General features: G+C 71.8%; 21 protein-coding genes. 20 read left to right on the plus strand and 1 reads right to left on the minus strand.

Features of this window, described 5'->3' with window-relative positions; genetic code table 11:
* Positions 1 to 49 precede the first annotated feature (49 nt).
* A complete protein-coding gene (locus ACI3ET_RS12575; RefSeq protein WP_405033403.1) occupies positions 50 to 1,279 on the plus strand; it encodes an MFS transporter in 1,230 nt (409 codons plus the stop codon).
* Between the two features lie 103 nt (positions 1,280 to 1,382).
* On the opposite strand, the gene ACI3ET_RS12580 is transcribed toward ACI3ET_RS12575, so the two are convergent.
* Positions 1,383 to 2,717, minus strand: coding sequence for an isochorismate synthase (locus tag ACI3ET_RS12580; protein ID WP_405033404.1), 1,335 nt, complete (start codon positions 2,715 to 2,717; stop codon positions 1,383 to 1,385).
* A gap of 34 nt (positions 2,718 to 2,751) precedes the next feature.
* Between ACI3ET_RS12580 and ACI3ET_RS12585 the strand changes: the two genes are divergently transcribed.
* The 19 genes from ACI3ET_RS12585 (at position 2,752) to ACI3ET_RS12675 (ending at position 24,978) form a co-directional block, all read left to right on the plus strand.
* Positions 2,752 to 3,471: a demethylmenaquinone methyltransferase gene (locus ACI3ET_RS12585; protein WP_405033405.1), complete on the plus strand. Its 720-nt coding sequence runs from the start codon at positions 2,752 to 2,754 to the stop codon at positions 3,469 to 3,471.
* 77 nt (positions 3,472 to 3,548) lie between these two features.
* Positions 3,549 to 5,399 carry a DUF294 nucleotidyltransferase-like domain-containing protein gene (locus tag ACI3ET_RS12590; protein ID WP_405033406.1) on the plus strand — a complete coding sequence of 617 codons (1,851 nt, stop codon included), beginning with the start codon at positions 3,549 to 3,551 and terminating at the stop codon, positions 5,397 to 5,399.
* Positions 5,399 to 6,094: an exonuclease domain-containing protein gene (locus ACI3ET_RS12595; protein WP_405033407.1), complete on the plus strand. Its 696-nt coding sequence runs from the start codon at positions 5,399 to 5,401 to the stop codon at positions 6,092 to 6,094. Before ACI3ET_RS12590 ends, ACI3ET_RS12595 begins: the two co-directional genes overlap by 1 nt.
* Positions 6,095 to 6,214: 120 nt before the next feature.
* Positions 6,215 to 7,510 carry a geranylgeranyl reductase family protein gene (locus ACI3ET_RS12600; protein WP_405033408.1) on the plus strand — a complete coding sequence of 432 codons (1,296 nt, stop codon included), beginning with the start codon at positions 6,215 to 6,217 and terminating at the stop codon, positions 7,508 to 7,510.
* A gap of 91 nt (positions 7,511 to 7,601) precedes the next feature.
* Positions 7,602 to 7,967 (plus strand): NADH-quinone oxidoreductase subunit A, encoded by a 366-nt coding sequence (locus tag ACI3ET_RS12605; protein WP_405033488.1) that lies wholly within the window; start codon positions 7,602 to 7,604, stop codon positions 7,965 to 7,967.
* A gap of 89 nt (positions 7,968 to 8,056) precedes the next feature.
* Complete coding sequence (locus ACI3ET_RS12610) at positions 8,057 to 8,611, plus strand: NuoB/complex I 20 kDa subunit family protein (RefSeq protein ID WP_405033409.1); 555 nt, start codon at positions 8,057 to 8,059, stop codon at positions 8,609 to 8,611.
* Positions 8,608 to 9,411: an NADH-quinone oxidoreductase subunit C gene (locus tag ACI3ET_RS12615; RefSeq protein ID WP_405033410.1), complete on the plus strand. Its 804-nt coding sequence runs from the start codon at positions 8,608 to 8,610 to the stop codon at positions 9,409 to 9,411. Before ACI3ET_RS12610 ends, ACI3ET_RS12615 begins: the two co-directional genes overlap by 4 nt.
* On the plus strand, positions 9,408 to 10,820 hold the full coding sequence (locus tag ACI3ET_RS12620) for an NADH-quinone oxidoreductase subunit D (RefSeq protein ID WP_405033411.1): 1,413 nt from the start codon (positions 9,408 to 9,410) through the stop codon (positions 10,818 to 10,820). Before ACI3ET_RS12615 ends, ACI3ET_RS12620 begins: the two co-directional genes overlap by 4 nt.
* A gap of 50 nt (positions 10,821 to 10,870) precedes the next feature.
* On the plus strand, positions 10,871 to 11,773 hold the full coding sequence (nuoE, locus tag ACI3ET_RS12625; RefSeq protein ID WP_405033489.1) for an NADH-quinone oxidoreductase subunit NuoE: 903 nt from the start codon (positions 10,871 to 10,873) through the stop codon (positions 11,771 to 11,773).
* On the plus strand, positions 11,770 to 13,083 hold the full coding sequence (gene nuoF / locus ACI3ET_RS12630) for an NADH-quinone oxidoreductase subunit NuoF (RefSeq protein ID WP_405033412.1): 1,314 nt from the start codon (positions 11,770 to 11,772) through the stop codon (positions 13,081 to 13,083). The genes nuoE and nuoF overlap by 4 nt, the downstream gene beginning before the upstream one ends.
* Complete coding sequence (locus ACI3ET_RS12635; RefSeq protein ID WP_405033413.1) at positions 13,080 to 15,617, plus strand: NADH-quinone oxidoreductase subunit G; 2,538 nt, start codon at positions 13,080 to 13,082, stop codon at positions 15,615 to 15,617. The genes nuoF and ACI3ET_RS12635 overlap by 4 nt, the downstream gene beginning before the upstream one ends.
* Positions 15,614 to 17,029 (plus strand): NADH-quinone oxidoreductase subunit NuoH, encoded by a 1,416-nt coding sequence (nuoH, locus tag ACI3ET_RS12640; protein ID WP_405033414.1) that lies wholly within the window; start codon positions 15,614 to 15,616, stop codon positions 17,027 to 17,029. The genes ACI3ET_RS12635 and nuoH overlap by 4 nt, the downstream gene beginning before the upstream one ends.
* Positions 17,022 to 17,756, plus strand: a complete 735-nt coding sequence (gene nuoI / locus ACI3ET_RS12645) for an NADH-quinone oxidoreductase subunit NuoI (RefSeq protein ID WP_405033415.1) — start codon at positions 17,022 to 17,024, stop codon at positions 17,754 to 17,756. The genes nuoH and nuoI overlap by 8 nt, the downstream gene beginning before the upstream one ends.
* Positions 17,753 to 18,589 carry an NADH-quinone oxidoreductase subunit J gene (locus ACI3ET_RS12650; protein WP_405033416.1) on the plus strand — a complete coding sequence of 279 codons (837 nt, stop codon included), beginning with the start codon at positions 17,753 to 17,755 and terminating at the stop codon, positions 18,587 to 18,589. Before nuoI ends, ACI3ET_RS12650 begins: the two co-directional genes overlap by 4 nt.
* Positions 18,589 to 18,888 (plus strand): NADH-quinone oxidoreductase subunit NuoK, encoded by a 300-nt coding sequence (gene nuoK / locus ACI3ET_RS12655; protein WP_405033417.1) that lies wholly within the window; start codon positions 18,589 to 18,591, stop codon positions 18,886 to 18,888. Before ACI3ET_RS12650 ends, nuoK begins: the two co-directional genes overlap by 1 nt.
* Positions 18,889 to 19,005: 117 nt before the next feature.
* Positions 19,006 to 20,865: an NADH-quinone oxidoreductase subunit L gene (nuoL, locus tag ACI3ET_RS12660; protein WP_405033490.1), complete on the plus strand. Its 1,860-nt coding sequence runs from the start codon at positions 19,006 to 19,008 to the stop codon at positions 20,863 to 20,865.
* Positions 20,865 to 22,394: an NADH-quinone oxidoreductase subunit M gene (locus ACI3ET_RS12665; RefSeq protein ID WP_405033418.1), complete on the plus strand. Its 1,530-nt coding sequence runs from the start codon at positions 20,865 to 20,867 to the stop codon at positions 22,392 to 22,394. Before nuoL ends, ACI3ET_RS12665 begins: the two co-directional genes overlap by 1 nt.
* Entirely contained in the window at positions 22,394 to 23,932 is a 1,539-nt protein-coding gene (nuoN, locus tag ACI3ET_RS12670; protein ID WP_405033419.1) for an NADH-quinone oxidoreductase subunit NuoN, read from the plus strand. Before ACI3ET_RS12665 ends, nuoN begins: the two co-directional genes overlap by 1 nt.
* 29 nt (positions 23,933 to 23,961) lie before the next feature.
* On the plus strand, positions 23,962 to 24,978 hold the full coding sequence (locus ACI3ET_RS12675) for a polyprenyl synthetase family protein (RefSeq protein WP_405033420.1): 1,017 nt from the start codon (positions 23,962 to 23,964) through the stop codon (positions 24,976 to 24,978).
* The last annotated feature ends 13 nt before the right edge of the window (positions 24,979 to 24,991 follow it).

The following is a 24,991-nucleotide window of genomic DNA, read 5'->3' on the forward strand; positions in this document are numbered from 1 at the left end:
CCCTGTCCGGGTCCAGGGGATAGCCCCACCCGCCGCCGGAGGAGCATGCGTGTCCACCACCCCTGCGCACCCCCTGACCCGCCGGGGTTCGGTGCTCGCCGTCCTGGTGGTCTTCGCGGCCGCCGGCTTCTCGATGGGCCAGGTCCTGGCGCGACTGCCGGCGATCCGGGACGCCGTCGGCGCCGACAAGGCCGAGCTGGGGATCGCCCTGATGGGGATGGGGATCGGCTCGCTGCTGGCGATGCCGTTCACGGGGCGGATGGTGGACCGGTTCGGCAGCCGGCGGGTGGTCAGCGCCTGCGTGCTCCTGGCCTCCACGGGGTATGCCGCGCTCGCGCTGGTCCCGTCGGTGCCGCTGCTCCTGCTCGCGCTGCTGGTCACGGGCACGGCGGTCGGCGTCTGGGACGTGGGGATGAACATCCAGGGCTCGCACGTGGAGCGGCAGCGGGGGCGCTCGTGGATGCCCTTCTTCCACGCCGCGTTCTCGGCGGGGGCGGTGCTGGGCGCCGGCGCGGGCGCAGTGGCGGCGTGGCAGGGGGTGGGGCTGGTCCAGCTGCCCGTGCTGGCTGTGGTGACCGTGGTGCTGGGGCTGGTGGCGGCGAGCCGGTTCGTGCCGGAGGAGCACGTGGAGGACGTGCTGGTGCCCGCGGAGGGTGCTGCCGGGGAGGACCCGGCGGAGGGCGGGGTCGCGGTCGCGGTCGGCGGCGCGCGGGGGATCACGCGCCCCGAGGTGCTGATCGGGCTGGTGTGCCTCTCGGCCGCGCTGGCCGAGGGTGCCGCCAACGACTGGCTCGCCCTGCTGCTCGTGGACGTGCACGGCACGCCCGAGGCGTTCGGTGCGCTGACCCTGACGGCCTTCAACGTGACGATGACCGTCGGCCGGCTGGTCGGCGGGCCGTTCATCGACCGGTGGGGCCGCGTGACGCTGGTGCGGCTGGGCGGTCTGCTGGCGGCGACCGGGATCCTCACCGTCACGCTGGCGCCCTCGGTCGTCGCCGCTCTTGCCGGCGGTCTGCTGTGGGGTCTGGGCGTGTCCGCGATCTTCCCCGCGGCGATGTCCGCCGCGGGCGAGGTGCCGGGGCGGGGGAACCGCGCGATCACGGTGGTCTCGACGATCGCCTACGGCGCGTTCCTCTTCGGCGCGCCGAGCATCGGGCTGCTCGCGGAGGCGTGGGGCCTGGACCGGGCGTTGTTCCTCGTCGTGGGGTTCCTGGTGCTCATGGTGGCGCTGGCGCCGGTGATGCGCGCGCGAGGCCGGACGGGCAGGATGCCGTCCTGACGGTCGGGGTCGACCTGCCGGCGGGGCGGCCGCGGTGGTCGAGGCGTGCGGAGGGGTGCTCGAGGACGTCCGGCCGCAGGGGCGGCGGGCCGGCGAAGAGATGCTACGGGATCGACGCGGGCTGACCGAGCCCCAGCGCGTGGCGCATGGCGCTGAGCTTGACCTCGGTCTCGGCCAGCTCGGCGTCGGGGTCGGAGGCGGCGACGATCCCACCGCCGGCGAAGATGCGCATCGAGCGACGGTCGGGGGCGAGCTCCCCGCAACGCAGGGCGATGCCCCAGTCGCCGTCGCCGGAGCCGTCGAGCCAGCCCACGGGCCCGGCGTACCGGCCGCGGTCCATGCCCTCGAGCTCGGCGATGACCGCCGCGGCGGCAGCGGTGGGGGTGCCGCACACCGCAGCCGAGGGGTGCAGGGCGGCAGCCAGCGTGAGCGAGGTGGCGCCGCTGACCATCCGCCCGGTGAGGTCGCTGGCCAGGTGGTAGACGTCCGGGAGCTCCAGCACGTAGGGCGCCTCGGGCACGTGCAGCTCGACGCAGTGCGGGGCGAGGGCCTCGGTCACCGAGCGCACCGCGAAGGCGTGCTCCTCCAGGTCCTTGCCGCTGCTCACCAGCCGGAGGCGAGGGTCGACCGGGTGCTCCGGCACCGCCTCCGGCGCCCGCGGTATGCCGTGCGGCCCCCGTCGGATCGTTCCAGCCAGGACGCGGGACCGGGCTCGTCCACCCTGCAGCCGGACCAGCATCTCGGGGGTCGCGCCGACGAGTCCGTCGACGGCGAACGTCCAGGTGGCGCCGTAGCGGCGCTCGAGCCGCTCGAGGACCGGGGCCATCCGCACGGTCTCACCGTCCCGGTGGCGCACCACGACGTCGCGGGCGAGGACGACCTTGTCGACGTCGCCGGCCTCGATCCGCGTGACCGCGGCGGACACGACCGCCGGCCACTCCTCGGCGGGCACGGTGCCGTCGCTCTGCACGAGCGGGTCGAGGCGGCCGAGGTCGGGGTTGCTGCGGGCGAGCAGCTCGGCGGGGTGACCGGCCGGCGGCGGCTCGTCGTCGACGACGACGTGCGTGACCCAGGCGATCCCGTCGCGGCGGCCGATGACGATGCGGGGGACGGAGAGCCCGCTCTCGGAGGAGGAGTCGGGGGAGAAGGCGAACGAGCCGAACGCCACCAGACCGCTGCCGGGCAGGCGCACCTCGTCCTCGACCTCGGCGACCGCGCGCAGCTCGTCCCACCACGCCTCGGCGTCGGCGAACCGCCCCGGGCCACGCGTGCGCACCGCGGCCGCTGTGCCCCACCCGACCATCCCGTCGCCCTCGCGGAGCCAGGCGACCACCTCTCGGGGGTCGACCTCGTCGGGGACGCGGGCGAGCAGGTCGCCCGGTGCGTCGACCGCGGCGGAGCGCACGCGCAGACGGGGGAGGGTCGGAGACAGCGGCACAGCCGTCCAGACTAGGGGGTGGGAGGATGTGGCCATGACCCCGTCCCGCGCCAGCCTGGAGAAGAGGCCGCGCGAGGTCGCCGAGATGTTCGACGACGTCGCGCCCCGCTACGACCTCACCAACACCGTGCTCACCGGTGGGATCGACCGCCTGTGGCGCCGCACCACGGCCAGGATCGTCGACGCCAGGCCGGGGGAGCGGGTGCTGGACATCGCCGCGGGGCCAGGGACCTCGAGCGCGGCGTACGCCGACCGCGGCATCGAGGTCGTCCCCGCCGACTTCTCGATCGGCATGCTGCGCGAGGGCTACCGTCGCCGGCCGGACCTGCCGTTCACCGCCGCCGACGCGATGGCGCTGCCCTTCGCCGACGGTGCCTTCGACGTGGTCACGATGAGCTACGGCCTGCGCAACGTGGCCGACGTCGACGTCGCCCTGCGCGAGTTCCTGCGGGTGACCCGCCCCGGCGGGCGCCTGGTCGTCGCGGAGTTCTCCACCCCCGTCGTGCCCGTGCTCTCGACCCTCTACGACCAGGTCGTGCTGCGCGCGCTGCCCTCGATCGCCCGGCGCGTCAGCTCCAACCCGGACTCCTACGTCTACCTCGCCGAGTCGATCCAGGACTGGCACGACCAGCGCGGGCTCGCCGAGCGCATCCGGGCCGCGGGCTGGGAGCACGTCCGCTGGCGCAACCTCACCGGCGGCATCGTCGCCGTCCACCACGCGGTGGCCCCGCGGCCGGCGGCACCGCTGACCTGACCAGCCGGGCCGGGCGCGCACCCACTGCCACGGGGCACGTCATACCCGGCACGGACACGGCACACCCTGGAGGAGACATGGACGTCGAGCTCGCGGAGGTCCGCGACTTCCTGGCGGAGCACCCCCCCTTCGACGTCCTCCCCCCGGAGGTCCTCGCGGGGCTGCCCGCGCGGTGCAGCCTGCGCTACGCCCGCCGCGGCAGCACCGTGCTGCGCGCCGGCCAGCTCAACGACCGGCTCTTCGTGGTGCGCTCGGGCGCCGTCGACATCAGCGACGACGGGCAGCTCGTGGACCGGGTCGGCGCCGGGGGCAGCTTCGGGATGTCGGCACTGATCGAGCGGGCACCCACGAGGTATGACGTGACCGCCCGGGAGGACACCCTCCTGCTCACCCTCCCGCGGGAGGACTTCGACGAGCTGGTGGAGCGCCACCCCGCGGTCGCGGTCCACTTCGCGGCCGCCCACCACGGGCGGATCCGCACCGCGTTGAGCCAGCTGCAGCAGGCGCGGCGAGGCTCGGCTGTCTTCCGCACCTCGGTCCGCGACCTGCCGCGGGTGGCCCCCGTCGTCGCGGGCCCGGACGTCACGATCACCGAGGCGGCGCAGATCATGGCGCGGGAGGCCGTGTCCTGCCTGCTGCTCATGGAGCAGGGACGTCTGGTCGGGATCATCACCGACCGCGACCTGAGGCGGCGGGTGCTGGCCGTGGGGCTGTCGCCGGAGCGACCGGTCCGCGAGGTGATGACGCCGGACCCCGTGACGGTCTCGTCCCGGGCCCTGGCGCTGGAGGTCATGCTGGAGATGACCGGGCGCAACATCCACCACCTGCCGGTGGTCGACGAGGCGGGGGCCGTCGTCGGTCTGGTCACCACCACCGACCTGGTGCGCCTCGAGCGCTCGAACCCCGTCTACCTCGTGACCGACCTCGCCCGTCAGCAGGACCCGGACGGCGTGATCGCGCTGTCCCGACGCATCCCGCGGGTCGTGGACCAGCTCGTGGGCGAGGACGCCTCGGCGGAGGACATCGGGCGGGTGGCCACCGCGCTGACCGACGCCGTCACCGTCCGGCTGCTGGAGCTGGCCGAGGCCGACCTGGGGCCGGCACCCGGGGGCTACGCCTGGGCCACGCTCGGGTCCGCTGCCCGGGAAGAGCTGGCGATGGGGGGCGACCAGGACCACGCCCTGGTGCTCGCCGACGACGCCGACCCGCAGGACCCGTGGTGGGCGGCGCTGGCCGAACGGGTCACCGAGGGCCTGGAGGCCGTCGGGATGCGGCGGTGCGACGGCGACGTCATGGCCACCAACCCGCAGTGGCGGATGACCGCGTCGCAGTGGCGCAGCCGGTTCGCGCGCTGGACCCACGAGCCGCACCCCGACGCCGTGCTGCAGGCGGCCATCTTCTACGACATGCGGGCCCTGCACGGCGAGGTCTCCCTCGTGGAACGGCTCCGCGAGGAGGTGGTGCCGATGGGTGGGCGCTCCGAGCTCCTCCTGGCCCACCTGACCGGCCAGGCAGCCCGGATGAGACCGCCCATCGGCTTCTTCCGCGGCTTCGTCCTCGAGGACGCGGGTGAGCACCGCGACACCCTGGACATCAAGCGCGGCATCGCCGCCATCGTCCAGCTCGCCCGGGTGCACGCCCTCCGGGCCGGCTCCCTCGCGCTGCCGACCACTGCCCGGCTCACCGCCGCCCACGCCCGTGGGATGATCGGCGCGGAGACGGCCACCGACCTCACCGACGCCCTGGAGCTGATGTCCTACCTCCGGCTGCGCCACCAGGTGAAGCAGGTCCGCGACGGGCTCACGCCGGACAACCGCATCGACCCGCACCGGCTCGGCAGCCTCGAACGGCGTCACCTGCGGGACGCCTTCCAGATCGTCCGCTCGGCGCAGCACGGTCTGAGCACCCGGCTGCCGCAGGTCACCTGATGGGGCTGCGGGACCTCCTCGGGCGTCGCCGACCGATGCCGCCGCCGCCGGAGGGACCGCTGGCCGACCTCGCGGCCGCGCCGCGGCCCGACCGTGACACGCCGTTGACCGAGGTGCAGCTGCTCGCCGTCGACCTCGAGACGACCGGGCTGGACCCGCGCACCGACGAGCTCCTGTCCTTCGGCCTGGTCCCGCTCGATGCCGTCGAGGTCCGCCTCGCCGGGGCCCGGCACCTCCCCGTCCGGCCCCGGGGCGACGTGGGTGAGTCCGCGGTCGTGCACGGGCTGACGGACGACACCCTGGCGGGCGCGCCCCTGCTGGACCAGGTCCTGCCGCAGGTCCTGGAGGCGCTGACCGGGCGGGTGCTGGTGGCCCACTTCGCCCAGGTGGAGACGACCTTCCTGCAGGCGGCCTGCCGGACCGTCTACGGCACCTGGGTCCCCCCGCAGGTGGTCGACACGATGGAGCTGCAGCGCCGCCTGCTCGGGGCGCAGTTCCACGAGCTGCGACCCGGCGTCCTGAGGCTCGACGAGTGCCGCCGCCAGCACCACCTGCCCCGCTACCGCGCCCACTCGGCGGTCGTCGACGCCATCGCCTGTGCGGAGCTGTTCCTGGCCCAGGTCGGTGCGCTCGAGGAACGCCGGGGCCGTCCGCTCGTGCTCGGGGACGTCCTCGACCGGAAGCTCTCCGGGTAGACATTCGCGCATGCCAGCCTGACCTATAACAGCCGAGCCCCCCCTGTCCCGGACGCGCGAGACGCCCGTCCTAGACTGACGCGAGTTCGTGAAAGTTGGCACAAGCGAGGCGCAGACACCGTGAGTGGACAGGTCGAGACGGCTGACGTCATCGTCGTCGGAGCAGGCCCGGGAGGGTCCTCCACCGCCGCATACCTCGCAGCCCACGGGCTCGACGTCCTCCTCCTGGAGAAAGCCTCCTTCCCGCGCGACAAGATCTGCGGCGACGGGCTCACCCCCCGCGCGGTCCGTGAGCTCATCAGCCTCGGCGTGCCCATCCGTCCGGAGGACGGCTGGCACCGGACCAAAGGTCTGCGCATCCTGGGCGGCGGCGTGCGCATGGAGCTGGACTGGCCGGGCAACGCGACCTTCCCCCCCTTCGGGCTGGTGCGCACCCGGGCGGACCTCGACGAGATCCTCGTCCGCCACGCCGAGTCGCGCGGCGCCCGCCTGCACGAGCGGATGAACGTCTCGGAACCGGTGCTGGACCACCGCGGGTTCATCTGCGGCGTGACGGCCAGGGTGATGGGGGAGAGCGGCCGGGCGACCGGCGAGACCCGCGAGTTCCGCGCCCCCGTGGTCGTCGCCGCGGACGGCAACTCCAGCCGGTTGTCCCTGGCGATGGAGCGGCCCAGGCGTGACGACCGCCCGATGGGCGTGGCGGTCCGCACCTACTACACGACCCCCCGCCACGACGACGACTACATCGAGTCCTGGCTTGAGCTGTGGGCCAAGGGCGAGGACGGCCAGCAGGACGTCCTCATGCCCGGCTACGGCTGGATCTTCCCGGTCGGTGACGGCACCGCCAACGTCGGCCTGGGCATCCTCGACACCGCCAAGGACTTCGGCACCTTCGACTACAAGGACGTCATGCGCCGTTGGGTGGCGGGCATGCCGGCCGAGTGGGAGCTGGGGGAGCAGACCCAGCTCGGCCCGATCCGCGGTGCTGCCCTGCCGATGTGCTTCAACCGTCAGCCCCTCTACGACCGCGGGCTGCTGCTCGTCGGCGACGCCGGCGGCATGGTCAACCCGTTCAACGGGGAGGGCATCGCCGAGGCCATGGAGGCCGGTCGCCACACCGCCGAGGTCGTCGCGTCCGCCCTCGCCCGCGCCACGCCCGGGGAGCGGGAGGCCGTCCTGCAGTCCTACCCCGCAGTGATGAAGGACTCGCTGGGCGGCTACTACATGCTCGGCAAGCAGTTCGCCACCCTCATCGGCAACCCGGAGATCATGCGGCTCGCGGTCCGCTACGGCCTGCCGCGCCGGTCGCTCATGCGACTGCTGCTCAAGATCATGGCCAACCTGCCGCAGGAGCGCGGCGGCGGACTGGACGACCGGGTCATCAACGCGCTGAGCCGGGCGACCCCTGCGGCATGATCGTTCCGAAGATGACTAGGCTGACCCCGTGCCCGTCCTGTCCCTGGGCTGGCCCGACGCCGCGCACGACCCGAAAGGAGTCCTGGCTCTGATGGACTACCACCCCTATCTGCCGGTCCTCTTCTTCCTCTTCTTCGGGCTCCTCTTCGCGTTCGGCTCCGTCTTCGGCGGCGGACTGCTCGGTCGGGCGAGCTACAACCGGGCCAAGGCCGAGGCCTACGAGTGCGGCATCCAGCCCACCCCGCACGCCCACGACCACGGGCGGGTGCCGATCAAGTACTACCTGACGGCGATGCTCTTCATCGTCTTCGACGTCGAGGTGCTCTTCCTCTACCCGTTCGCGGTCGCCTTCGACCAGGTCGGGCTGTTCTCGGTGCTGGCGATGCTGCTCTTCCTGGTCGTGGTCTCCGTGCCGTTCGTCTACGAGTGGAGCCGGGGCGGTCTGGAGTGGGACTGATGACGCAGCTGGTGCAGTGTGGTGGCGGGTATGACGTGGTGCCGGTGACCGGGGTCCGTCCCGGCCCGGCGGAAGGACGGTGAAGACAGATGGGTCTTGAGGACAACATTCCGGGCGGCGTCCTGCTGACGACGGTCGAGGGTCTGGCCGGCCAGCTGCGGCAGCAGTCCGTGTGGCCGGCCACCTTCGGGCTGGCCTGCTGCGCGATCGAGATGATGGCCGTCGGCACCCCCGACTACGACATCGCGCGGTTCGGCATGGAGCGCTTCGCCGCCACGCCCCGCCAGGCCGACCTGATGATCGTCGCCGGCCGGGTCTCGCAGAAGATGGCCCCCGTCGTGCGTCAGGTCTACGACCAGATGCCCAACCCCAAGTGGGTCATCTCGATGGGGGTGTGCGCGAGCTCGGGCGGCATGTTCAACAACTACGCGATCGTCCAGGGTGTGGACCACATCGTCCCCGTGGACGTCTACCTGCCCGGCTGTCCGCCGCGGCCCGAGATGCTGCTCAACGCGATCATGGAGCTCCAGCGCCAGATCCGGGAGTTCAAGTTCGGGGTGCACCGCGAGGAGGCGGCCAGGGCCGCCGAGGCCGCCGCGATGGCCGCCGTGCCGCGGGCCGAGATGAAGGGGCTGCTGGCATGAGCGAGGACCGGACTCCGCCGGCGGAGGGCAGCACCCGCGACGAGGCCCACCAGCCCCGCCGCGACGAGGACCAGGTGGTCGACACGACGCACGCCCAGGAGCCGGGCGGCGGCTCCGTCCCCGCCCGTCTGGACGAGCCCGGCGAGCCGGTGCAGGTCGCCTCCCGCCACGGGATGTTCGGCGGCTCCCTGGGCACCGACACCAGCGGCTACGGCGGTCTGGACGTCCCGGTGCTCTTCCCCGGCGCCTCCGAGCGGCCCTACGGAAGCTACTTCGACGAGGTGGTCGACGCCCTCCAGGACGCCGCCCCGCAGGCCTTCGCTGCGGGCGTGGAGCGGGTGGTCGTGGACCGTGGCGAGCTCACCCTCGCCGTGCGGCGCGAGCACCTGCGCGCGCTCCTGCGCCCGCTGCGCGACGACGCCCGGTTGCGCTTCGAGGTCTGCTCCGGCGTGTCCGGCGTGCACTGGCCGCAGCAGGACGGCGCCGAGCTGCACGCCGTCTACCACTTCCTGTCCATCACCAACGGCTCACGCCGGGTCCGGTTCGAGGTGACCTGCGCCGACGCCGACCCGCACCTGCCCTCGATCGTCGACATCTACCCGGCCAACGACTGGCACGAGCGGGAGACGTTCGACATGTTCGGCATCGTCTTCGACGGCCACCCCGGCCTGACCCGCATCCTCATGCCCGACGACTGGGCCGGGCACCCCCAGCGCAAGGACTACCCGCTCGGGGGCATCCCGGTCGAGTACAAGGGCGCCACCATCCCCGCACCCGACCAGCGGAGGAGCTACTCGTGACGAGCAACGACCCGACCTACGTGGGCACCCAGGCCGACGACGGCGCCGCCTACCTCGAGTCGACCCCGACCGACCTCTACGCCGACGGTGGCCCCACCGCCGACTCGGTCGACGGCGGGGCCGTCTACACCGCCGGTGGCGGCGACTGGGACGAGATCGTCAAGGACGTCGCCTCGCTCGGCGCCGAGCGCATCGTCGTCAACATGGGCCCCCAGCACCCCTCGACCCACGGCGTGCTGCGCCTCGTCCTCGAGCTCGACGGGGAGACGGTCCGGGAGGCCCGGGCCGGGATCGGCTTCCTCCACACCGGCATCGAGAAGAACATGGAGTACCGCACCTGGGTGCAGGGCACCACCTTCTGCACCCGGATGGACTACCTGACCCCGATCTTCAACGAGGCCGCCTACTGCCTGGCGGTGGAGAAGCTGCTGGGGATCACCGACCAGATCCCGGAGCGCGCCAACGAGATCCGCGTCCTGACGATGGAGCTCAACCGTATCTCCTCGCACCTCATCTGCCTGGCCACCGGCGGCATGGAGCTCGGCGCGACCACGATCATGACGACCGGCTTCCGCGAGCGTGAACGCATCCTGCGCTTCATGGAGGCCATCTCCGGGCTACGCATGAACCATGCCTACATCCGCCCCGGCGGGGTCGCTCAGGACGTCCTGCCGGAGCACCTCGACCAGCTCGTCGGCGAGCTCTCGGCACTGCGCCGCGGCATCGGTGAGCTCGAGGCGCTCCTGCTCGAGAGCCCCGTCTTCAAGGGCCGCACGGTCGACGTCGGCCACCTCTCGCTGGCGGGCTGCATGGCCCTGGGCATCACCGGGCCGATCCTGCGCTCGACCGGCCTGCCGCACGACCTGCGCAAGTCCGACCCCTACTGCGGCTACGAGACCTACGACTTCGACGTGGTCACGCGCCGCGACGCCGACGCCTACGCCCGCGTGGTCATCCGCTTCGATGAGATCTGGCAGTCGCTGCGCATCGTCGAGCAGGGCATCGAGCGGCTCCGGGCCAGCCAGGGTCAGCCGGTGATGGTCGCCGACCGCAAGATCGCCTGGCCCGCGCAGCTGTCGGTCGGCCCGGACGGGCAGGGCAACAGCCTGGACCACATCCGGGAGATCATGGGCGAGTCCATGGAGGCCCTGATCCACCACTTCAAGCTGGTGACCGAGGGCTTCCGGGTCCCCCCGGGGCAGGTCTACTCCGCGATCGAGTCCCCCAAGGGCGAGCTCGGTGTCCACCTGGTGTCCGACGGCGGCACGCGCCCCTACCGCGCGCACTTCCGCGACCCCAGCTTCCACAACCTGCAGGCCGCGTCGGTGCTGGCGGAGGGCGGCCTGGTCGCCGACGTCATCGTCGCCGTCGCCTCGATCGACCCCGTCATGGGTGGGGTGGACCGATGAGAGGAGACCACGTGACCGTCGGCCACGGCCAGGAGGCGCCCCTGCGCCACCTGCACGGTGAGGCGCCGCTGCACCACCAGACACCGCTGCAGGCATCCGAGGAGCCCTACCCCGCGGAGGTCCTGGAGCAGCTGCGCGCGGACGCCGCGGCGATCGTGGGCCGCTACCCGGTCCGGCGCTCGGGGCTGCTCCCGATGCTGCACCTGGTCCAGTCGGTCGACGGCTACATCACCGGTCGTGGTGTGCACTTCTGCGCCGAGCAGCTCGAGCTGACGACGGCCGAGGTCAGCGGCGTGGCGACCTTCTACACGCAGTACAAGCGCCACCCCAACGGCGACTACACCGTCGGCGTCTGCACCAACACGCTCTGCGCCATCATGGGTGGCGACCGGATCTTCGACGAGGTCAGCGAGCACCTCGGCATCGGCCACGACGAGACGACCGAGGACGGCCAGATCACCCTCGAGCGGGTCGAGTGCAACGCGGCCTGCGACTACGCGCCCGTGGTCATGGTCAACTGGGAGTTCTTCGACAACCAGACCCCGGCGTCCGCCAAGGCCGTCGTCGACGACCTGCGGTCCGGCAAGGACGTCACCCCCACCCGCGGCCCGTCGCGCGTCTGCACCTTCAAGCAGGTCTCCCGCGTGCTCGCCGGCTTCCCCGACGGACTGGCCGACGAGGGCCCGGGTGCCGGCGAGGCGTCCGTGCGCGGCACCCTGCTCGCCCGCGAGAGGGGCTGGACGGCGCCCGGCGGAGAGAGCGGCAAGGACACCGGCACCGGGACCGGTGCCGGCACCGAGGCCAGCCCCGAGGGCCAGGCCGGCGGCCTGGAACGGGGCGGCTACGGCTCCGTCAACGCCCCCACGAACGAGCCGGACGAGCTGCCGGGCGACGGCGAGCTCGGCGACGGCGTCCCCGCCGGCGAGAGCCCCGAGAAGGAGGACGGTCGATGAGCACCCAGCTGACCCCGATCCTGACGAAGTTCTGGGACCACCCGCAGTCCTGGACCCTGCAGACCTACGAGGACAACGAGGGCTACCAGGCGCTCCGCGCCGCCCTGGCGGCCCCGGCCGCCGACCTCGTGCAGGCGGCCAAGGACTCCGGCCTCCGCGGTCGTGGTGGTGCCGGCTTCCCCACCGGCATGAAGTGGGGCTTCCTGCCCCCGCCGGACGGCGGCCCCCGCTACCTCGTCGTCAACGCCGACGAGTCCGAGCCGGGGACGTGCAAGGACATCCCGCTGATGATGGCTGCCCCGCACTTCCTCGTCGAGGGCATGATCATCACCAGCTACGCGATCGGCTGCGACCACGCGTTCGTCTACCTGCGCGGCGAGACCGTCCACGTGTACCGCCGTCTGATGCGCGCCGTGGAGGAGGCCTACGCCGCCGGCTACCTCGGCAAGGACATCCTCGGATCAGGCTTCGATCTCGACATCACGGTGCACGCCGGCGCGGGCGCCTACATCTGCGGCGAGGAGACGGCGCTCCTTGACTCCCTCGAGGGCCGTCGCGGCCAGCCCCGCCTCAAGCCGCCGTTCCCGGCGGTCGCCGGGCTCTACGCCCGTCCGACCGTCGTCAACAACGTCGAGTCGATCGCCTCGATCCCGCCGATCGTGCTGCACGGAGCCGACTGGTTCGCCGACATGGGTACCGAGAAGTCGGCCGGCTTCGGCATCTTCAGCCTCTCCGGGCACGTCACCAGGCCGGGTCAGTACGAGGCCCCCCTGGGCATCACGCTCGCCGAGCTGCTCGACCTGGCCGGCGGGGTGCGCAACGGTCACCGGCTGAAGTTCTGGACCCCCGGCGGGTCCTCGACGCCGCTGTTCACCGACGCCCACCTCGACGTGCCCCTCGACTTCGAGTCGGTCGCGGCGGCCGGGTCGATGCTCGGCACCCGCGCGCTGCAGATCTTCGACGAGACCACCTCGGTGGTGCACGCCGTCTCGCGCTGGACCGACTTCTACGCCCACGAGTCCTGCGGCAAGTGCACGCCCTGCCGCGAGGGCACCTTCTGGCTCAAGCAGATCATGACCCGGCTCGAGGAGGGCAAGGGTCTGGCCGGCGACATCGAGAAGCTCGACGACATCTGCGACAACATCCTCGGCCGGGCGTTCTGCGCCCTGGGCGACGGTGCCACCAGCCCCGTCGTCTCGGCCATCCAGTACTTCCGTGAGGAGTTCGAGGCCGGCATGCACACCCCGTGGTACGAGCTGTTCCCGCCGGAGCGCTCCATGCTCTTCGCGAAGGAGACGCTGCCCGCATGACCGTCAACACCTCTCCCGCCGCTGGCGGCAACGCGGTGACCGAGGGCGGCAACGCCCAGATCCCGGACGAGCCCGACCTCAAGAAGATCAGCCTGACCATCGACGGCGTCGAGGTCTCGGTCCCGGAGGGCACGCTCGTCATCCGCGCAGCGGAGGAGGCCGGGATCCACATCCCGCGCTTCTGCGACCACCCGCTCCTTGACCCGGTCGGCGCCTGCCGGCAGTGCCTCGTCGACGTCTCGACCCCGGACCGCGAGGGCAACCTCAAGGCGATGCCCAAGCCGCAGGCCTCCTGCACGATGGTGGCCTCGGCGGGCATGGCCGTGGCCACCCAGCACACCAGCCCGGTCGCCGACAAGGCGCAGCACGGCATCATGGAGTTCCTCCTCATCAACCACCCCCTCGACTGCCCCGTCTGCGACAAGGGCGGCGAGTGCCCCCTGCAGAACCAGGCGATGTCCAACGGGCGGCCGACCTCGCGCTTCGACGACATCAAGCGCACCTTCCCCAAGCCGATCAACATCTCCGCCCAGGTCCTCCTCGACCGCGAGCGCTGCGTGCTCTGCGCCCGCTGCACCCGGTTCTCGGACCAGATCGCGGGCGACCCCTTCATCGCCCTCATCGAGCGGGGCGCCCTGCAGCAGGTCGGCATCTACGAGGAGAAGCCGTTCGAGAGCTACTTCTCCGGCAACACCGTGCAGATCTGCCCGGTCGGCGCCCTCACCGGCTCGGCCTACCGCTTCCGGTCCCGGCCCTTCGACCTCGTGTCCACGCCCAGCGTCTGCGAGCACTGCGCCTCCGGCTGCGCGATCCGCACCGACCACCGTCGTGGCACCGTGCTGCGCCGGATGGCCGGCAACGACCCGGCGGTCAACGAGGAGTGGAACTGCGACAAGGGCCGCTGGGCCTTTCCCTACGCGACCCTCCCGGACCGCCTGCGCGACCCCGTGGTCCGCGAGGCGGACGGGCAGTATGCCGTGGTGCCCTGGCAGCGCGCCTACGAGCACGCGGCCCGCGGCCTCACCGCGGCCCGCACGGCCGGCGGCGTGGGGGTCCTCGTCGGTGGCCGGGTCAGCGTCGAGGACGCCTACGCCTACGCCAAGTTCGCCCGCGTGGCACTCGGCACGCACGACGTCGACCACCGCGCCCGCCCGCACAGCGCGGAGGAGGCCGACTTCCTCGCCGCCTCCGTGGTCGGTCGGCGCGACGTCAGCTACGAGACGCTGGAGAAGGCGTCCTCGGTCCTCCTCGTCGGCCTTGAGCCGGAGGAGGAGAGCCCGATCGTCTTCCTGCGCCTGCGCAAGGGCGTGCGCCGCTCGAAGACCGCCGTGTATGCCGTGGCCCCGTTCGCCACGCGCGGGCTGAGCAAGGTCGGCGGCACGCTGCTGGCCTCCGCGCCCGGCACCGAGGCCGAGGTGCTGCACGCCCTCGGCGAGCGGCGCCGCAGCGGGACCAGCCACCAGGTCGACGGCCCTGCCTTGCCCGTCCCGGAGGCCAACGAGTACCACGCGGCCGCCGACTCCCTCGGCGAGAACTCCGTGATCCTCGTCGGCGAGCGGATGGCCACCGTGCCCGGGGCGCTCTCCGCGGTCGCCGCCCTGGCCGAGCAGACCGGTGCCGCGCTGGCCTGGGTGCCACGCCGTGCGGGCGAGCGCGGCGCGGTCGAGGTCGGGGCCCTCCCCACCCTCCTGCCCGGCGGTCGCGCCGTCGCTGACGCCGCCGGACGTGGCGAGATCGCCGGCCGGTGGGGCGTCGAGCTGCCCGCCTCCGCCGGTCGCGACACCTCGGCCATCCTGGCCGCCGCCGCCCGAGGCGAGCTGTCCGCACTGGTCGTCGGAGGCCTCGAGGTCGACGACCTCCCCGACCCGCAGCTGGCCCGCGAGGCCCTGGCCAGCACCTTCGTGGTGTCGCTGGAGCTGCGCGAGACCGACGTGCACGAGTTCGCCGACGTCATCCTGCCGGTGGCGCCGCAGCAGGAGAAGTCCGGCGCCTACGCCGACTGGGAGGGTCGCCTGCGGCCCTTCGAGCAGGCCCTCGACTCGGCGGCCGTCTCCGACCACGTGGTCCTGGACCGGCTCGCGCAGGCCATGGGCGTGAGGCTGGGCACCGGAACGGTCGCCGACGTGCGTCGGGAGCTGACCGACCTCGGGAGCTCCGGCACCCGGCCCGCGGCGCCTCTGGTCGCCTCCTCGGGCCCGGCCGCACCGGGGCACGGGCAGGCCGTGCTGGCCACCTGGCACCACCTGCTCGACGCGGGGGCGCTCCAGGACGGTGAACCGTTCCTGGCCGGCACCGCGCCAGCTCCCGTCGCCCGGGTCTCGGCGGCCACGGCCGCCGGTCTGGGCGTCGTCGACGGCGACCCCGTGCAGGTCTCAACCGACCGGGGCGAGATCGTGCTCCCGGTCGTGGTGACCGCGATGCACGACGGGGTGGTCTGGGTCCCGACCAACTCCACCGGCTCCGCAGTCCGGGCGACCCTCGGCGTCGACGCCGGTGCCCTCGTCCGGATCGACACCCCGCGAGGAGAGGCATGAGCTTCGTCACCGCATACCCCGAGCTGTTGACGGTGGGGCTCGCCCTGCCCACGGCGGACGCTCCGCTCGCCGACTTCAGCGACACCCCCGCATGGTTGTCGTTCGTCAAGGCCGCGCTGCTGTTCGTCTACCTGATGCTCTCGGTCGTCATCGTCATCTGGTTCGAGCGCCGGGTCGTCGGGCGGATGCAGCAGCGTCCCGGCCCCAACCGGCTCGGCCCCCTCGGCATCCTGCAGACCGCGGCGGACGGCATCAAGCTCTTCCTCAAGGAGGACGTCACGCCCAAGGCGGCGGACAAGCTGATGTTCTTCGCGGCGCCGCTCCTCGTGGCCAGCCTGGCGTTCGTCTCCTTCGCGATCATCCCGCTCGGCGGTGACGTCCGGATGTTCGGCCACACCACCCCGCTGCAGCTGACCGACACGCCGGTCGCCGTGCTGCTCGTGCTCGCCGTCGCCGGCGTCGCGGCCTACGGCTTCGTGCTGGCCGGCTGGTCCTCCGGTTCCACCTACCCGCTGCTCGGCGGTCTGCGCTCCACCGCCCAGGTCATCTCCTACGAGATCGCCATGGGCCTCTCGCTCGTGGCGGTCTTCCTCTACGCCGGCTCGATGTCCACCAGCCAGATCGTGGCAGCCCAGACGGAGACCATCTGGCTGGGCATCCCGATGTGGTATGCCGTGCCGCTGTTCTTCAGCTTCGTCGTCTACGTCATCACGATGGTGGGGGAGACCAACCGGCTCCCGTTCGACCTCGCGGAGGGCGAGGGCGAGCTCGGCGGTGGCTTCCACACCGAGTACTCCTCGATGAAGTTCGGCATGTTCTTCCTCGGCGAGTACATCAACATGTTCACCGTGTCCGGCCTGGCCACCACCCTCTTCCTCGGCGGCTGGCACGCGCCGTGGCCGATCACCCTCATCAACGACGGCATGTTCGACCAGGGCTGGTGGGGGCTGCTGTGGTTCACGCTCAAGATGTGGATGTTCATCTTCTTCTACGTCTGGCTGCGCGGGTCGCTGCCGCGCGTGCGCTACGACCAGTTCATGAAGCTGGGCTGGAAGGTCCTCATCCCGCTGTCGCTGGTGTGGGTGGTCGCGGTGATGATGATCCGCGCCGCCCAGGAGGGCTTCCTCGGCGAGGGCCGCTGGGTCCTGGTCGCCACGCTGGCGGTCATCGGCCTGTTCGTCCTGCTCGGCATCCTCGTCTGGGACCGGTGGGCGCAGGGTCGGGCGGTCGAGCGCGAGGAGCGGATGGCCGTGCCCGAGGAGGTCGACCCGTTCGCGGACGGCTACCCCGTGCCGCCCCTGCCCGGCCAGAAGCTCGTCGAGCCGCGTCGCGCGGTCGGTGCCGCCCAACCGGTGCCCGCCCGTAGCGTCGCTCCCGAGACCGACACCACCCCGGAGGACCGCCGTGGCTGACCCGACCGACCCGACCACCGCGGGTGAGGAGCAGACCTCCCCCGCACGCAGGGACAAGGCGGGCCCCCCGGTCCGCCCGGCGACCGACCCGACCGGCGGCAAGAAGGAGCAGGGCGTGCTCGGCCAGCTCTTCGCGCCCGTCGCCGGCTTCGGCGTGACCTTCGCGACCATGTTCCGCAAGGTGCCCACGCAGGAGTACCCCGAGGTCAAGTTCCCGACCGCCAAGCGGTTCCACGGGCGGCACCAGCTCAACCGCCACCCGGACGGCCTGGAGAAGTGCGTGGGCTGCGAGCTGTGCGCCTGGGCCTGCCCGGCCGACGCCATCTACGTCGAGGGCGCGGACAACACCGACAGCGCCCGGTTCAGCCCGGGTGAGCGCTACGGGCGCGTCTACCAGATCAACTACCTGCGCTGCATCTTCTGCGGCCTGTGCATCGAGGCCTGCCCGACCCGGGCGCTGACGATGACCAACGAGTACGAGCTGGCGGACAGCCGCCGGCTCCCGCTGATCTACGAGAAGCACCAGCTGCTCGCGCCGTTGCGACCCGACATGGTCGCCCCCCCGTTCCCGATGGCCGAGGGCATGGAGGAGCGCGACTACTATCGCGGTCAGGTCACCGGCCCCACGCAGGCGCAGCGGGACTACGTCGCCGAGCACGGTCAGCACGACCGGCCCGGTCCTGCCCAGGGCGCCGCGGACCACACGCACGAGGAGGCCGGCCGATGACGACCCCAGGGGCCGAGGTCCTCGGCGGCGGGGAGACGCTGCTCTTCTGGCTGATGGCCGTGGTGACGGTCAGCGGTGCGCTGGGGCTGCTCTTCGCCCGCAAGGCGGTGCACGCCGCGATGGCGATGGCGATGACGATGGTCGGCCTGGGTGTGGTCTACATCGCCCAGGGTGCGGAGTTCGTCGGGATCATCCAGATCTTCGTCTACTCCGGCGCCGTGATGATGCTCTTCCTCTTCGTCGTCATGCTCGTCGGTGTGGATGCCTCGGACTCCATGGTCGAGACGCTCAAGGGGCAGCGCTTCTTCGCCTTCCTGCTCGGCGCGCTCTTCACGGTCGCGGCCGTCTACGGTCTGAGCCGCGTCCAGTGGCCGACGCCCGTCGGGCTGGAGCAGGCGCAGGCGGAGGGGACGGTCACCGCGCTCGCACGGGAGATCTTCGAGCGGCAGGTGCTCTCCTTCGAGGTGCTCGGCGCCCTGCTCGTCATCGCCGTGATGGGCGCGATGGTGCTCGCCCACCGCGAGCGGCTGACGCCGCGACGCACCCAGCGCGAGCTGTCGCAGGAGCGGGTCCGTTCCAGCCACTGGCTGGCGGGCAAGCCCAACCCCGGCGTCTACGCCCGCCACAACGCGGCCGACACCCCCGCCCTGGCCCCGGACGGCACCCCGGTCGAGGAGTCGGTCCCGCGGGTGCTCGTGGCGCGCGGTCAGGTCGGTCGGCCGGAGGAGTACCGCCTCCAGGACACCCGTGAGACCAGGGCGTCCGTGGAGCCCGAGCCGGCGGAGCAGGACCGCTCGCAGGCCGGCTCGACGACCGAGGAGGGTGAGCGCTGATGGGGCTCGAGGCCTACATCTACCTGTCGGTGGTGCTCTTCGCCCTCGGCTCGATCACGGTGCTGACCCGCCGCAACACGATCATCGTGTTCATGGGCATCGAGCTCATGCTCAACGCCTGCAACCTGTCGCTGATCACCTTCGCCCGGCTCCACGGCAGCCTCGACGCGCAGGTCTACACCCTGTTCGTCATGGTGGTGGCCGCGTCCGAGGTCGTGGTCGGCCTGGCGATCATCATGTCCATCTTCCGTGCGCGTCGTTCGGCCTCGGTCGACGACGCCAACCTGCTGAAGCTGTAAGGAGCGAGTGTGTTCTTCCTGACGCGCCTCGCCGGCGACGCCCTGGCGGCCAGCACGCCCCACGAGACCCAGCTGGCCGCCCCCGTGTCCGGGGGTGTGGCCGAGGTCGGGTGGCTCATGATCGCGCTGCCGCTCCTGGGTGCCGCGCTGCTGCTGCTGGGCGGCCGACGCACCGACGGCTGGGGGCCGTTGCTGGCCACCGTGCTGTCGTGGGCCTCCTTCGTCGTGGGGGTCCTGGTGATCCTCCAGCTGCGCGGGCTCGCGCCGGAGGACCGTGCCCTGCAGCTCCCGCTCTGGGAGTGGGTGTCCGCCGGTGACTTCAGCGTGACCGCCGGGCTGCTCCTGGACCCGCTGTCGCTGACCTTCGTCATGCTCATCACGTTCGTGGGCTCGCTCATCCACGTCTACTCGCTGGGCTACATGGAGCACGACCCCGACAAGCGCCGGTTCTTCGCCTACCTCAACCTCTTCGTGGCGGCGATGCTGGTCCTGGTGCTGGCCGACTCCTACCTGCTGCTGTTCGTCGGCTGGGAGGGTGTCGGTCTGGCGTCCTACCTGCTGATCGGCTTCTGGAACCGCAACCCCGCCTTTGCGACCGCAGCCAACAAGGCCTTCATCGTCAACCGCATCGGCGACGCCGGCCTCATCACTGCCATGGCGCTGATGCTGACCACCTTCGGCGCGCTCGACTACGCCACCGTGCACGGCAGCGCGGGCGGGGCCAGCGGCACCATGCTGACCCTCATCGGCCTGGCGCTGCTCCTCGGCGCGGCCGGCAAGTCCGCCCAGTTCCCGCTGCAGAGCTGGCTGGGCGACGCGATGGCCGGCCCGACCCCCGTCTCTGCGCTGATCCACGCCGCGACGATGGTCACCGCCGGCGTCTACCTGGTCGCCCGCTCGCAGGCCATCTACGACCTCACCCCCGACGCACGCCTCGTGGTCGCGCTCGTGGGCACGGTCACCCTGGTCTACGGAGCGATCGTCGGCTGCGCTAAGGACGACATCAAGAAGGCGCTGGCCGCCTCGACGATGTCGCAGATCGGCTACATGATGCTGGCCGTCGGGCTCGGCCCGATCGGCTACACCTTCGCGATCTTCCACCTCCTGACCCACGGCTTCTTCAAGGCCGGCATGTTCCTCGGTGCCGGCTCGGTCATGCACGCCATGAACGACCGGGTCGACATGCGCCGCTTCGGAGCGTTGTCCGGCAAGGTCCGGACCACCTGGCTGACCTTCGCCGCCGGGTGGGTGGCGATCATCGGTGTGCCGTTCCTGTCCGGCTGGTGGAGCAAGGACCTCATCATCGAGGCCGCCTTCGTCGGCGAGGGCTGGCGGCCCTGGTTCTTCGGCCTGGCGGCCCTCGTCACCGCCGGCATCACCGCCTTCTACATGTCGCGCCTGTTCTTCATGACCTTCCACGGCAAGGCCCGCTGGGAGGACGACGCCCACCCCCACGAGTCCGGCCTGCTGATGACCGTCCCGATGATGGTGCTGGCGCTCGGCTCGCTGGGTCTGGGCGCCGCGCTCTGGCCGACCGGCATCCTGTCCTCCTGGCTCGAGCCGGTCTTCGGCCACGTCGAGCACGACGAGCCGGTCATCCCGGTCCTGGCGATCCAGGTCGCGGTCTTCGTGCTCATGCTCGCCGGCGTCGCGCTGGCCTGGCTGCGCTACGGCCGGGACGAGGTGCCGGTCGTCGCGCCGAGGGGCAGCCTCCTCACCCGGGCGGCGCGTGCCGACCTCTACCAGGACGACGTGAACGAGGCGTTCTTCCGCGGCCCGACCGACGCCGTGGTCCAGACCCTGGTGGAGACGGACAGGACCCTCGTGGAGGGCAGCCTCACCGGCGGCACCGCCGCGGGCCTGACCGGGGCGGCCGGTGTCCTTCGCCGCGCCCAGAACGGCTTCGTCCGTTCGTATGCCCTGACGATGCTCCTGGGCATCGTCGCCGTCCTCGGAGCCGTCTGGGTGATGCAGTGATGAACTTTCCCTGGTTGACCACCCTGCTGGTGCTGCCGCTCCTCGGCGCGCTCGTGGTGGCCCTGCTGCCCAAGGGGAGCACGCTCGTCCGCCCCGTCGCGCTCGGCGTCTCGCTGCTCACCCTCGCGGTGGGCGTGGTGGCGACGACGCAGTACTCCATCGGCTCCGACGAGCAGTTCCAGCTCACCGAGGTGTACTCCTGGATCCCGCAGTTCGGGGTGTCCTACGCCCTCGGGGTGGACGGCATCTCGCTGTCGATGATCCTGCTCGGTCTGATCCTCGTGCCGATCTGCATCCTGGCGGCCTGGGACGACGTCCCTGCGGTCGACCGCCGCCAGCACACGTACTTCGCGATGATGCTGGCCCTGCTCTCGACGATGGTCGGTGTCTTCGCCGCGATCGACGTGTTCCTGTTCTACGTCTTCTTCGAGGCGATGCTCATCCCGGTCTTCTTCCTGATCGGCATGTTCGGCGGCCCCCGCCGGTGGAAGGCGGCCACGACCTTCCTGCTCTACTCCCTCGTCGGCGGACTCGTCATGCTTGTCGCGGTCATCGGTCTCTTCCTGGCCGGCCCCCGCGGCACCGACGGCTTCCTGGTGACGAACCTGACCGGGTTGGACCTGTCGGTCGAGGCCGGCCGCTGGCTGTTCCTCGGGTTCTTCATCGCCTTCGCGATCAAGGCCCCGATGTGGCCCGTCCACACCTGGCTGCCGCTGGCGGCCGAGCAGGCCCGCCCGGCCACCTCGGTCCTGCTCATCGGCGTCCTGGACAAGGTCGGCACCTACGGCATGATCCGGTTCTGCCTGTCCTTCTTCCCCGAGGCCAGCCGGTGGGCCACCCCCGTCATCCTCGTGCTGGCGCTGACCTCGATGATCGTCGGCGCGCTGCTCGCGATCGGCCAGAACGACATGCTCCGCCTGATCGCCTACACCTCGATCAGCCACTTCGGCTTCATCGTCATGGGCATCTTCGCCTTCACCACGGTGGCCGGCTCCGGAGCGACGCTCTACATGGTCAACCACGGCTTCACCACCGCCGGGCTCTTCCTGGTCGCGGGCATGCTCATCGCCCGGCACGGCAGCCGCGACATGCGCGACTACGGCGGGTGGCAGCGCGTCACCCCGATCATCGCCGGGTCCCTGCTCGTCGCGGGCCTGTCCGGCCTGGCGCTGCCCGGTCTGAACTCCTTCGTCAGCGAGTTCATGGTCATCGTCGGCGTCTTCCAGAGCCACCCCTGGATCGGGCTCCTCTCGATCGTCGGGGTGATCCTGGCCGCCGTCTACATCCTGCGGATGTACAGCATGATCGCGACCGGCCCCCGGCCCGACCTGCCGCACGTCCCGGACATGACCGGCCGCGAGAAGCTGGTCGTGGCCCCGATCATCGCCGCCTTCCTCGTCCTGGGGTTCTTCCCCAAGCCGGTGCTGGACCTGCTCGAGCCCGCCGTGCAGCAGACCCTGCAGCACGTCGGGGTCACCGACCCGGCCCCCACCGTCGACTCCGCACACGCTGAAGGGAATGGCCGCTGATGACGGACCTCTTCGTCCCCCCGGCGATCAACTACGTCGCACTCCTGCCGCTGATCATCGTCTTCGTCGGTGGCCTGGTGGGCGTGCTCGTGGAGGGCTTCGCGGGGCGGGAGCACCGGTATGCCGTGCAGGTGCCGGTCTCGGTGGCCACCCTCGTGCTCGCCTTCGTCGCCCTCGTCGTCCTCGGACCCGGCGAGCAGGGACTGACGGCGGCCGGGGTCATCGCCCTGGACGGTCCGGCGCTGCTCCTGCAGGGGCTCATCCTGCTGCTGTCGCTGATGGGCCTGCTGGTGATGGCCGAGCGGTTCGGCGGGCAGCAGCCCGACACCTTCACCCAGGCCGGGGCCTCCACGCCCGGGTCCGCGGAGGAGTCGTTGTCCACCCGGCTGGGCGCCACGACGACCGAGGTGTTCCCCCTGACCCTGTTCTCGGTCGGCGGCATGATGCTCTTCGTCGCGGCCAACGACCTCATCCTGCTGTTCATCGCCCTCGAGGTGCTGTCGCTGCCCCTCTACATCCTCACCGGCCTGGCCCGCCGCCGGCGCCTGCTCTCGCAGGAGGCGTCGTTGAAGTACTTCCTGCTGGGCTCCTTCAGCTCGGCCTTCTACCTCTTCGGTGCGGTGCTCGTCTACGGCTACGCCGGGTCGATGCGCTTCCCCGAGATCGCGGTCGCCGTGTCCTCCGGCGTCGGGATGGACGGGATCCTGATCCCCGGCGTGCTCCTCATCGTCTCCGGCCTGCTGTTCAAGGTCGGGGCCGTGCCCTTCCACGCCTGGACCCCGGACGTCTACCAGGGTGCCCCCACCCCGGTCACCGGGTTCATGGCGGCCTGCACCAAGGTAGCGGCCTTCGGGGCGATGCTGCGCGTCCTCTACGTCGCCTTCGAGGGTGTGCGCCTGGAGTGGCAGCCGATCCTGGCCGCCATCGCCGTGCTCACGATGGTGGTCGGTGCGGTCCTGGCGATCGTGCAGACCGACGTCAAGCGCATCCTGGCCTACTCCTCGATCGCGCACGCCGGCTTCGTGCTGGTCGGGCTGATCTCGATGGACCAGGCCGGCATCTCCAGCACGATGTTCTACCTCGCGGCCTACGGCTTCATGACGATCCCGGCGTTCGCGATCATCGCTCTCGTCCGGTCCTCGGGCACGGAGGCGAGCCAGGTCGGCCAGTGGGCCGGGCTGGGGCGGCGCTCCCCGTGGCTGGCCGCCTCGTTCACCTTCCTCATGCTCGCCTTCACCGGCATCCCGCTGACCTCCGGCTTCACCGGCAAGTTCGCGGTGTTCTCGGCGGCGATCAGCCAGGGTTGGGCGTGGCTGGCCGTGATCGGCGTGCTGGCCAGCGCGGTCACCGCCTACATCTACTTCAAGCTCGTGGTGACGATGTGGGTCGGTGACGAGGCGGGCGGCACGACCGTGGCGGCCCCGTCCCTGCTGACCACCTTCGCCATCGTCGCCGGGCTGGCCGTCACGCTGGGGCTGGGCGTCATGCCCTCACCGCTGCTCGACCTGGCGCAGAGCACCGCCTCGTTCCTGCGGTGACCCCTCCTCCCAGCCCCGGTACCACGGTCGTGGCCTCCATCCCGGGGGTCGACGAGGAGCTGCAGGAGCGGGTGGCCACCGGGCTCGACCGGGTGGGTGTGCGGATGGCGGAGGTCGTGGACCACCACGACCCCTTCATCGCCGAGGCCGCCGGCCACCTGGCCGCCGCCGGTGGCAAGCGGTTCCGGCCGCTGCTGACCCTCCTTGCCAGCGAGGTCGGTCAGGGCTGGAACGAGCAGGTCGTCGACGCCGCCGTCGGCGTCGAGCTGACGCACCTCGCCTCGCTCTACCACGACGACGTCATGGACGAGGCAGACCTGCGCCGCGGCGTCCAGAGCGCCAACGCCCGCTACGGCAACGCCACCGCGATCCTGGTCGGCGACCTCCTTTTCGGCACCGCCTCCGCGGTCGTCGCCGGGCTGGGGGCGGAGGCCGTCAAGATCCAGGCGGAGACCTTCGTCCGGCTCTGCGCCGGCCAGATCCGCGACGACCGGCAGACCCTGGACGACCTCCCCTCCGCGGCCGCCCTGGCCGGTGACGCCGACGACCCGGCCGCCGTCACGGCATACCTGCAGATCCTCGCCGACAAGACCGGCGCCCTCATCGCCACCGCCGCCCGCTACGGGGGCATGTTCGGCGGCTGCGACGCCGAGACCGTGCTGACGCTGACCGCCTTCGGTGAGCGGCTCGGCGTGGTCTTCCAGCTCGCGGACGACCTGCTCGACGTGTCGTCCGACATCTCCGGCAAGACGCCCGGCACCGACCTGCGCGAGGGCAAGGCGACCCTGCCCGTGCTCTACGCCCGCACCTCCGAGGATCCCGCCGACGCGCGCATGCTCGCGCTGACGCGCGGCCCGGTCAGCGACCCGGACGAGCTGGACGAGGCGCTGACCCTGCTGCGTGCCCACCGGGCCATGGGGCAGGCGCGCGCACACACCCGACGGGTCGCCGACGAGGCCCGCGCGCTCCTCGACGGGCTGCCCGACGGTCCTGCGGTCGAGGCCCTGCGCGCCCTCGTCGACGGCGTTGCTGAGCGCTCGGCCTGAGGAGCGACGGACC

The organism is Ornithinimicrobium jinqii, from assembly GCF_045032595.1.
Classification (GTDB): domain Bacteria; phylum Actinomycetota; class Actinomycetes; order Actinomycetales; family Dermatophilaceae; genus Ornithinicoccus.

Excerpts from the sequence above, each read along its gene's own strand:
- ACI3ET_RS12585 (WP_405033405.1), top strand. The coding sequence starts at position 2,752 with ATGACCCCGTCCCGCGCCAGCCTGGAGAAGAGGCCGCGCGAGGTCGCC.
- ACI3ET_RS12590 (WP_405033406.1), top strand. The coding sequence starts at position 3,549 with ATGGACGTCGAGCTCGCGGAGGTCCGCGACTTCCTGGCGGAGCACCCC.
- ACI3ET_RS12595 (WP_405033407.1), top strand. The coding sequence starts at position 5,399 with ATGGGGCTGCGGGACCTCCTCGGGCGTCGCCGACCGATGCCGCCGCCG.
- ACI3ET_RS12605 (WP_405033488.1), top strand. The coding sequence starts at position 7,602 with ATGGACTACCACCCCTATCTGCCGGTCCTCTTCTTCCTCTTCTTCGGG.
- ACI3ET_RS12610 (WP_405033409.1), top strand. The coding sequence starts at position 8,057 with ATGGGTCTTGAGGACAACATTCCGGGCGGCGTCCTGCTGACGACGGTC.
- ACI3ET_RS12615 (WP_405033410.1), top strand. The coding sequence starts at position 8,608 with ATGAGCGAGGACCGGACTCCGCCGGCGGAGGGCAGCACCCGCGACGAG.
- nuoF (WP_405033412.1), top strand. The coding sequence starts at position 11,770 with ATGAGCACCCAGCTGACCCCGATCCTGACGAAGTTCTGGGACCACCCG.
- ACI3ET_RS12635 (WP_405033413.1), top strand. The coding sequence starts at position 13,080 with ATGACCGTCAACACCTCTCCCGCCGCTGGCGGCAACGCGGTGACCGAG.
- nuoH (WP_405033414.1), top strand. The coding sequence starts at position 15,614 with ATGAGCTTCGTCACCGCATACCCCGAGCTGTTGACGGTGGGGCTCGCC.
- ACI3ET_RS12650 (WP_405033416.1), top strand. The coding sequence starts at position 17,753 with ATGACGACCCCAGGGGCCGAGGTCCTCGGCGGCGGGGAGACGCTGCTC.
- nuoK (WP_405033417.1), top strand. The coding sequence starts at position 18,589 with ATGGGGCTCGAGGCCTACATCTACCTGTCGGTGGTGCTCTTCGCCCTC.
- nuoL (WP_405033490.1), top strand. The coding sequence starts at position 19,006 with ATGATCGCGCTGCCGCTCCTGGGTGCCGCGCTGCTGCTGCTGGGCGGC.
- ACI3ET_RS12665 (WP_405033418.1), top strand. The coding sequence starts at position 20,865 with ATGAACTTTCCCTGGTTGACCACCCTGCTGGTGCTGCCGCTCCTCGGC.
- nuoN (WP_405033419.1), top strand. The coding sequence starts at position 22,394 with ATGACGGACCTCTTCGTCCCCCCGGCGATCAACTACGTCGCACTCCTG.